We start from the raw sequence: 8321 nt of genomic DNA on the forward strand, positions 1-8321 counted from the left end.
TCTGCGGCGCCCGCGGCGGGCGAGCCGACACGGCCGGAGACGACCGAAGTCGCCGCCCCCGGCGGGGAAGCGGCGACTTCGGCGAGGAGTGACGGACTCAGCTGACCTGGATCATGTTCCAGGACAGCGCGGGCAGGACGGCCTGCAGGCGCCCGCCGTCGAGCTTCGGGTCGTCGAGGCGCCTGGTCGTCACCCGCTCCGGCTCGTCCATCGTGTTGATCGCGTCCGGGTCGTCGTCGGAGAGCGCCGTGTGCGTCGCCGAGGTCAGCGACGTCAGCGACCGCAGGTCCACGTCCACCGCCATCGGCTCGGTCTGCGACCGGTTGACCGCGAAGATCGTCACCCCGGACGGGCCCTGCACGGCCACCGCGTCCAGCAGCGGCTGCTCGCCCTGCTCCTCGGTGTCGTACATCGGTGCGGTCGGCTCGACCCGCAGCACCGTGCCGTGCCCGTGCTTGGCGGTCAGGGCGATCGGGTGGAAGCTGGGCTGCCGCCACGCCGGCCCGCCCGGCTCGGTCATGATCGGGGCGATCACGTTGACCAGCTGAGCCAGGCAGGCGATCTTCACGCGGTCGGCGTGCCGCAGCAGGCTGATCAGCAGGTTGCCGACCACCACCGCGTCGGTCACCGAGTAGACGTCCTCGATCAGCCGCGGCGTCTCCTCGATCGTCAGGTTCCGCTCGCCGGCGAACCGGCTCTGGTACCAGACGTTCCACTCGTCGAAGGAGATGTTCATCTTCTTGGAGTGCCGGCCCACCGCGCGCACGTGGTCGGCCGTGGACACGACCGCGTCGATGAAGCGATCCATGCCCGCGGCGGCCGCCAGGAAGCTGTCCCGGTCGTCGCCGCGCTGCTGGTAGTAAGCGTGCATGGAGATGTAGTCGGCCACGTCGTACGTCTCCGTCAGGACCGTCCGCTCCCATTCGCCGAAGGTCGGCATGCTGAGGTGGGAGCTGCCGCATGCGACCAGCTCGATGGTCGGGTCGACCAGACGCATGGCCTTGCCCGTCTCGTGCGCCAGCCGGGCGTACTCCGAAGCGGTCTTGTGCCCGATCTGCCAGGGCCCGTCCATCTCGTTGCCGAGACACCAGACCTTCACGCCGTACGGGTCACCGCCCCGCAGATCCGACCAGTACGTGCCGCCGGGCAGGTTGCAGAACTCGACCAGGGACCGGGCCGCGTCGATGCCGCGCGTACCCAGGTTGACCGCCATCATCGGCTCGACACCGACCCCGGCGGCCCACTTGGCGAACTCCTGCACGCCCACCTGGTTGGTCTCGATCGACCGCCAGGCCAGATCGAGCCGCGTCGGCCGTTCGTCGCGGGGGCCGATGCCGTCCTCCCAGCGGTAGCCCGAGACGAAGTTCCCACCGGGGTAGCGCACGATCGGCACGCCGAGCTCACGCACGAGATCGGCGGTGTCCGTCCGGAACCCGTCCGCGTCGGCGGACGGGTGCCCGGGCTCGTAGATGCCAGTGTAGACGCAACGTCCCATGTGCTCCACGAACGATCCGTACAACCGGGGGTCGACTTCTCCCACCCGGAACGACGGGTCGACGGTGAAGGACGCGTTGAGCATGATCAACCTTTCAGGCCGGTGCCGGCGATGCCCTCGACGATGTTGCGCTGGAAGAGAAGGAAGACGGCGACGAGCGGGACGGCGCCGAGCACGGCCGAGGCCATGACGTCGGCATAGCGGATGCCGAACGAGCCCTGCACCGTCGCCAGGCCGACCGGAATCGTCATGATGTCCGGATTGCTCAGCACCAGCAGCGGCCACAGCAGGTCGTTCCACGACTGGACGAACGCGAAGATGACGACCGCGGCGACCGCGGGACGGGCGAGCGGCATGATCACCTTGCGGTAGATGCCCCAGAAGTTGGCGCCGTCGATCCGGGCCACCTCGTCGAGCTCACGGGGCAACCCGTCGAAGAACTGCTTGAAGATGAACACCGCGACCGCGGTCGGGATCTGCGTGGCGCTGACCGCCCAGAACGTGTTCAGGATGCCGAGCGAGTCCATCTCGCGGAACTGCGGCACGATCAGCACCTGGCCGGGGATCATGATGCCGGCGAGAACCAGGAAGAACAGATGGTTGCGGTACTTGAACCGCATCCGCGAGAAGGCGAACCCGGCCAGGCTGGCCACGATCACCGTACCGATGGCGGTCATCGTCGAGATGATCAGGCTGGAGCCGAACCAGCGCAGGATGTCGGTGTCGCGCAGCACGCGGCCGAACGCGTCGAAGGTCGGGTTGTCGATCAGCCACCGGGTCTCGGTGGTCTCCTCGTTGGGCTTGAGCGCGGTGTCGATCGCCCACAGGATCGGGACCAGCCAGATCAGCGCGAACGCGATCAGCACGCCGGCGCAGATGCGGTTGAAGAGCTTGGTGCGGGAGTCGGCCCGGGCGACGTCGGCACGCGCCTTCTCGGCGGTTGCCGGGGCTTCGTCGGTGATGGTCATGTCAGCCCTCCTTCTGCTGGCGGCGGACGATCCCGAACCAGACGGCGGAGACGGCCACCACGACGAGGAAGAACAGCATCGACGCCGCGGCCGCGTACCCGGTGCGGAAGTTGGTGAAGCCCTCGTCGTAGATGTACTCCAGGATCGATCTCGTGGCGAAGTTCGGGCCGCCCTGGGTCATGATGTACATCTGGTCGAAGACCTTGAGCGAGGCGATGACCTGGAGCACCACCACCAGGGTCGTGGTGCGGGCCAGCAGCGGGACGGTGATCCGCCAGATCTGCTGCCACGGTCCGGCGCCGTCCATCGAGGCCGCCTCGTACAGCTCGCGGGGAATGTCCTGCAGCCCGGCCAGGTAGAGCACGAAGTTGAAGCCGAGCGTCCACCAGATCGTGGTGAGCGCGAGCGACGGCATCGCCCAGATCGGGTCGCCCAGCCAGTTCGGCGCGGTGATGCCGATCTTCGCCAGGCCGGTGCCCAGCAGGCCCAGCTCAGGCGTGTAGATGAAGATCCAGATCAGCGCGATGACGGCGGACGGCAGGATGTACGGCATGAAGAACGCCAGCCGGAAGAACCAGCGCCCGCGCTTGGCCCGGTCGGCGAGCAGCGCGAAGACGAAGGCCAGCAGGATCAGCGGCGGCGTGGTCAGGATCGTGAACCAGACCGTGTGCCACAGCCCCGCCCAGAAGTCGGAGCTCTGCAGCGCCTCGGCGTAGTTGCCGAAACCGGCGAACGAGCCCAGGCCCGGCTTCACCAGGCTGGTGTCGAAGAAGCTCATCACCAGGCCGTAGATGGCCGGACCGATGATGAAGGCCAGATACAGGATCAGGAACGGCGCGAGGAAGGCGGCCGCCGGCAGGCCGTGTGTCCACGGCTTGCCGTGCCGCGGCTCGGGCGCCTGTGTGCCGCTCCGCCGGCGTACCGGTGTCTCGGTGGTGGTCACCGTCGTACCCCCTTAGATCGGCGAGGCGGTTTTGGCGAGGCCGGTCAGCGCCGTGCGCATCTGCTCGAGCGCGGCGGCCGGCTGCTCCTGCCCGGCGAGGACGGTCGCGATGTTGGAGCCCGTGATGATCTCGAAGTTGGAGCCGGAGCCGGAGTACCACCCGTCCGGGTCGTACGCGGCGCCCTCGGCCGCGGCCGCGTAGTTCGCCTGCGGCTTGAGGGCCTTGAACTCGGCGCTGTCCCGGAACGGCAGCCAGGACGGCACGTGCCCGCCCTCGGCCCACGTCTTGCTCTGGTCGAGGAACGACTTGATCAGGCCCATCGCCCGGTCCTTGCGGGCCCCCTGGACGCCCTTCGGGATCACCAGGGTGTGCGAGTCGGCCTGCACCGAGTACTTGTCGCCGCCGTAGAGGTTGGGGAACAGCGTCATGGAGAACGGCGTCTTCGCGGTCTGGAAGGTGGAGATCTCCCACTCGCCCTGGAAGTAGAAGCCGGCCTGCCCGGTCGCGAAGGCGGCCACCGACCCCGCGTAGTCGAGGTTGCCCGGCACCGCGCCGTCCTTGGTCATGGACTGCATGAACTGCAGCACCTGCATCGCCTTGGCCTCGTCGATCACCACCTTGCGGCCCTCGTCGGCGAGGGTCTCGCCGCCGAGCTGGCTGTACCAGGACTGGAACATCCGCCACGGCGTCGAGGTGTCGGAGGTGATCGCCGTGACCCCGCCGTACACCTTGGTGACGTCCTTGGCCTTGTTCATGGCGTCGATGAACTTCTCGGGGCTGTCGATCGTCTGCAGCGCCCCGGAGGAGTCGAGCAGTCCGGCCTTCTCGCAGATCTCCGTGTTGTAGAACATCACGAACGGGTGCGTGTCCAGCGGGATCGCGTACGACTTGCCCTCCACCAGCCCGGCGTTCCAGGCGGTCTGGTCGAGCTGGTTCACCGCGATGCCGACCTTCGCCATGTCGTCCGGCGTGATCTCCTCGAGCAGGTCCGAGGCGACCAGCGTCTTCGCGCGGGTCAGGTGCGACACGGCCATGTCCGGCGGCTTCCCGCCGAGCGTGGCCAGCGACAGTTTCGTGTAATAGGGATTGCCCCAGGCCAGGGTCACGGCCTTGAGGTCGATGCCGGGATTTGCTGCGCGGTAGTTGTCGATCATCGACGTCATGCGGACGCCGTCACCACCGCCGAAGAGATTCCAGTAAGCGAGCGAGCCGGCCGCGTCACCGCCGGTGCCTAGCCCGCTGAGGACCGGGGCGGAACAGCCGGCGAGGGTCGCGCCCGCGCCGAGGCCGACCAGGCCGCGCAACACCGCACGCCGGCTCAGATAGCTGGTCATGCCCCGACCATGCTCCGGCGGCGGCGAATGGTCCATAGGCAAATGCGAGAATGCTCTTACTTGATTCGAGAATCTTCGAACATCAGCAGCGCGTCGATCTCCGCGGGCGGCATCGGCCGGGCAAAGTGGAAGCCCTGGGCGTAGCGGTAGCCCAGCTCGGCGAGCCGTTCCGCCTGCGCCGCCGTCTCCACGCCCTCGGCGACGGCCTGGACACCTAGGCCGTCGGTGATCCCGATCAGACCCTCCACGATCACCGCCTGCGGCGTGCTCGCGGACACCCCGTCGACAAATGACTTGTCCACTTTGAGGATGTTCACCGGGCAGCTGACCAGCAGGCTGAGCGACGACTGCCCGGTGCCGAAGTCGTCCAGCGCGACCTGCAGGCCCAGGTCGTGCAGCTCGCGGACCGCGTCCAGCCCGGAGCCCAGCACGGCGGTCTCGGTGACCTCGGCGACCAGCCGCGACGGCTCGACACCCCAGGTGTCCAGCAGCGCCGCGACGGACGCCGCGAACCCGGGCTCCTGCAGCTGGCGCGCCGAGATGTTGACGCTGATCCTCTCGAGCATCGGCCAGGCGGCGGCCTGCGCGACGACCTGCTCGAGGACCCACCGGCCCAGCTCGACGATGAAGCCGCTGCGCTCGGCGAGCGGGATGAAGACCGCCGGCGACGCCCGGTGCCAGCGGACGAGGGCCTCCACCCCGATCACGCGGCCGTGCGGCAGCTCGACGATCGGCTGATAGACGACGGACAACTCGCCGCGGACGATGGCCTGCCGCAGGTCCGCGCTCAGCATCGCGTCCATGTCGGCCAGCTGATCCATGATCGGGTCGTACCAGGCCCAGCGGCTGCCGCCCGCGCTCTTCGCGGCGTACATCGCGACGTCCGCGCGGCGCATGACCTCCTCCGGGGAGTCGCCCGGCGCGCTCTCGGTCACGCCGACGCTGATCCGCGGCGCCAGGTCGTTGCCGTCCAGCAGCAGCGGCCGCTGCACGTGGTCGACCAGACGCTGCAGCAGCGCCGCCGGGTCCCCGCTGAAGAGAATCGTGAACTCGTCGCCGCCGAGGCGGGCCAGCACGTCGGCGGGCCGCAGCGCCTCGGTCAGGCGCCGGCTGACCGCCTTGAGCAGCGCGTCGCCGGTGCCGTGGCCGAGCCGGTCGTTGACCTCCTTGAAGTCGTCGAGGTCGAGCAATGCCACGTGGAACGTCTCGCCGGCGGCCAGCCGCTCGGTCACCTTCTCGGCGAACAGGGTGCGGTTCGCGGTCTCGGTCAGCGTGTCGTGGGTGATCTGGTGATCCAGCCGGCGCTGGTAGTCGCGCATCTCCCGCAGGTTGGCGTCGACGGTGGTGAGCAGGCGGCCGTTGTCGCGCAGCACGAGGATCTGGCGCAGCATCGCCAGCGCGGTCAGCGCCACCGTGCTGCCCGCGATCAGCTTGCCCTCGGTCGTACGCGTGATCTCCGAGCCGAGCAGGACCGCGTCCATGCCCGCCACCCCCAGGTAGGGCAGCACGCTGAACCCGCGCCGGGCGCGTTTCACGGGCTCCGGGGTGGCCGGGGCGCGGAGCTGCCGGTAAGCGGCGATCTGCGTGAACACGGCGACGACCGGGATGGCCAGCAGAGTCGTGGACAGGTGCGGCCGCCCGTGCAGCAGCGGCATCATCGCCCCGGATGTGAGGGCCAGCGCGAGGCCGAGCGCGAGCCACCGCAGCGACACCCGGTCCAGCCCGCCGGCGCCGCCGAACGCGACCTTGATCGCCGCGGTGAGGGAGACCGCCGCGATGGTGATCAGGCAGAGGATCGGCACCAGCGAGCCGGTCTGTGACAGCAGCGCGCGCCCGCTTCGCAGGGAGAGCTGCCACATCAGCACGCCGCTGGTGAGCAGAATGATGCCGACGTCGAGCCCGAACCGGGTCCACTCACCCGCGGAGCGGCGACCGACCGGCAGCCGCAGCAACGACCAGACCATGCCGCCGAGCACGGTGACGTACAGCGCCGCGGCGGTCGGGCCGAGCCGCTGCGACGGCGTGCCGCCGCCGAAGGCGTCGAGCGCGTTGGCGGCTGTCGCGGCGGCCAGGATCAGGCAGGTGACGGCGACGCGGAGCCAGAAACGGCGGACGTCGGCAGGCAGCGAACGCTTCGTGAAGACGGCGAAGCCGGTGTACGCGGCCAGCACGGCACCGGCCGGCAGCGGCGCCCACCCGGCCAGCGTGTTGTGCCACTGGTGTCCCAGCCCCACCAGGAACCACAGATACGTCACCGCGAGCAGCGCGAACCCGCCGAGCAGCGGGGCGGGCACGCGCCACGGAGGGGACATGTCTCGATGATCGGACTCCGGCGGGCGACTTGTAGCTTTTCGGCGGTTTTACCTGAGCCCGCCGATCTCCTGCGTCCAGAGGCGGTCGGTCAGCTGGTCGAGCGCCCGGGCCAGGTGCCGGCGGTACGTGCTCAGCGGCAGGTCGAGGACCTGGGCGGCGGCTTCCTGGGTGGGCGCGGGGCGCAGATAGGTGCGGTGCAGGACGGCGCGCAGCCGGTCCCCGCCCGGCTGGTCGCCGAGGTCCGCGGCAGCCGTCTCGATCGTGGTGCGGAGGTGGCCGGTGCTGGGCCCCTGCGGGGTGGCCGCCAGCGCGGAGCCCATCAGCGGGTTCGCGCCGAGCAGGTCGGAGCGGTGCAGGTTCTGCAGGGCGGCCCGGACCGCGGCGGCGAACCGGGGGCGGTCCAGTGGCGGCGGCCGCAGCGAGGCGGCCGGCGGTGGTCCGGTGCCGCCGCAACGGCCGCGTTCGACGAGCAGGTCGAGGTAATCGCCGACCGGCAGGCGTCGCCAGTCCATGCCGTAGGCGACGTGCCGCAGGCCGGCGATTTCGGCCTCGGCCAGCGGGGCGGCGGCCAGGTAGTCGAAGAAGGGCGTCCAGTATTCGACGTCGACCGCGACGATGACCGACCATGCGAGGGGGCGGGTCAGCCACTCGGTCAGGGCGACGGAGGCGGCCAGCAGCGCGTACCGGTCGCGGTTGCCTTCGCGGGCGCCGGCGAAACGCAGGATGTCCACGCGCTCGCCGGGCCGCAGCGGCCCCTTGCGGGCGATCTGGTCGAGCACGGCCCGCACGATCGGATCCTTGTCCTCCAGCGTCGATCCGCTCGGCGAGTCCACACGGTAGGCGAAGCCGGCGACCTCGCCGCCGGCCCGGATCACGCTCAGGTGCTCGGGTGACTCGCCGAGCCAGGCCCGGGCGAGGGCGGCGCTCGCGGAGCTCTCGAACCGCTCGATGATCGTGCAGACCTGCTCGTGGTCGCCGGCGCGGGCCGGCACGACCGTGGCGGAGCCCTGCCCCCGCAGGTCGAAGACCTCCCCGACGAGCGGGGTGTTGCGCAGCAGGAAGAGCATCTGCTGGGCGCGCGCCTGCCGGTCCGGTCCGGTGGCGTCGCGCAGGGTGGCCACCGCGTGGTCCCGGATGGCCCGGTGATACGACAGATACCGCTCCGGCGCGCGGCGTTCGAACTCGGCGTCGAGCACGTTGCGGACCAGGTCGTGGGCGAACAGCCCGCGCGGGGTGCTCGTGACGAACGGCCGCCGGACCAGCCATC

Annotated in this window: 5 protein-coding genes and 1 pseudogene; all 6 read right to left on the reverse strand. The window is 70.0% G+C overall.

Annotated features, from left to right (window positions below; translation table 11 throughout):
- Nucleotides 1-97: 97 nt before the first annotated feature.
- Complete coding sequence (locus AB0M20_RS15595) at nt 98-1579, reverse strand: alpha-N-arabinofuranosidase (protein ID WP_364298532.1); 1482 nt, start codon at nt 1577-1579, stop codon at nt 98-100.
- Between the two features lie 2 nt (nt 1580-1581).
- Nucleotides 1582-2463, reverse strand: a complete 882-nt coding sequence (locus tag AB0M20_RS15600) for a carbohydrate ABC transporter permease (protein WP_364298534.1) — start codon at nt 2461-2463, stop codon at nt 1582-1584.
- Nucleotide 2464: 1 nt separating this feature from the next.
- Nucleotides 2465-3406, reverse strand: coding sequence for a sugar ABC transporter permease (locus tag AB0M20_RS15605; protein WP_364298536.1), 942 nt, complete (start codon nt 3404-3406; stop codon nt 2465-2467).
- 12 nt (nt 3407-3418) lie between these two features.
- Entirely contained in the window at nt 3419-4741 is a 1323-nt protein-coding gene (locus AB0M20_RS15610) for an extracellular solute-binding protein (RefSeq protein ID WP_364298538.1), read from the reverse strand.
- Between the two features lie 56 nt (nt 4742-4797).
- Nucleotides 4798-7053, reverse strand: a complete 2256-nt coding sequence (locus AB0M20_RS15615; protein ID WP_364298540.1) for an EAL domain-containing protein — start codon at nt 7051-7053, stop codon at nt 4798-4800.
- A 48-nt stretch (nt 7054-7101) separates the two neighbouring features.
- A pseudogene (locus AB0M20_RS15620) lies at nt 7102-8321 on the reverse strand (ATP-binding protein); the annotation flags it as partial.

Origin of the sequence: Actinoplanes sp. NPDC051633 (assembly GCF_040681735.1) — a bacterium.
GTDB lineage: Bacteria > Actinomycetota > Actinomycetes > Mycobacteriales > Micromonosporaceae > Actinoplanes.